The organism is Stenotrophomonas sp. 05L44_2 (genome assembly GCF_056665995.1).
Map to the genome: position 1 here is coordinate 1 of NZ_JBFTNR010000986.1, position 1153 is coordinate 1153.

A 1153-nucleotide genomic window follows, 5' to 3' on the forward strand; every position below is an offset into this window, starting at 1 on the left:
CCCTTTGCCTGTTCCCTTTGCCTGTTGCCCAGCCTTCCGGTCTACGCAGAGCAACGCACGCCTGCCGATGTGGAAGCGATCGAACAGGTGATCGAGTCCTTCCGCACCTCGCTGATCAACAAGGGCTGGTCCGCACCGAGCGGGGCTGGAAGATCTTTTCGGTGATCTATTCGATACGTGACAAACGCAGTTCCGCAGAGAGCTGATGCGCCCTTTCAGCAAATCAACGTCAGCCAGTCACCATCAACCACCACGCGCAGCTGAATCCTGATCCCGCAACCGCGCCGCAAAATACCGCGTGGGCGATTGCCCCAGCGCCTTCTTGAACATCGTGATGAACGCCGTCACCGATTCATAGCCCAGGGTTTCAGAAACCCGCTGCACCGCCGCGCCGCCTGCAAGCTCGCGAATGGCAACCAGCAGATGCAGCTGCTGCCGCCAGCGCCCGAACGACAGTCCGGTTTCCCGATCAATCAGCCGCGTCAACGTGCGCTCACCCAACGCCAGGCGTTTGGCCCACTCGCTGATGGTGCTGCGGTCGGCCGGATTGGCTGACAGCGCCGCAGCCAGCGCGCGGATCTTGGGGTGGTCACTCACCGGCAGGTACAACCGCTCGGCCGGCATCTGCACCAGTTCGTCCAGCAGCACTCGCGCCAGGCGATCGGTGTGCCCACCGCGCGGGTAGTCCTGCGGCGCATCGGCCAGGTGCAGGATCATCTCGCGCACCATCGGCGAGATCGACAGCGTCACGCAGTGCAGTGGCAGGTCGACAACGCCCGGCTCGACGAACAGATAGCACAGGCGGGCGTTGGCGGTGGCCCGGTTGCTGTGCGGCATGCTGCCCGGAATCCACACGCCGCACTGTGGCGGCACGATCCACAACGCATTGGCCACCTCGCAGGTCACCGCGCCATGAAGTGCCAGGATCAGCTGTCCCTTGCGGTGGTCATGCACTGGAATCTCGGCATCGTGGTCGGCCACCTGCAGGCGGCTGGCCACTGCCGGCCGATCCGTCGCGTCCGGGTCCAGATCAAAGCCAGGCAGYGAAATGCGAGTCATTCTCGATGACCGGATTCAGCGATAGACTGACATTCTAGCGAAATTCGGCGACGGGGCTCGCTGAATACGATGGCGCCATGCACATCCCCCCCCC

At 63.5% G+C, this 1153-nt stretch carries 1 protein-coding gene; it reads right to left on the minus strand.

The genetic code is table 11. The features are described 5' to 3' along the window. Positions 1–243: 243 nt before the first annotated feature. Positions 244–1059 carry an AraC family transcriptional regulator gene (locus AC1VAN_RS22535; RefSeq protein WP_032974530.1) on the minus strand — a complete coding sequence of 272 codons (816 nt, stop codon included), beginning with the start codon at positions 1057–1059 and terminating at the stop codon, positions 244–246. Positions 1060–1153 lie beyond the last annotated feature (94 nt).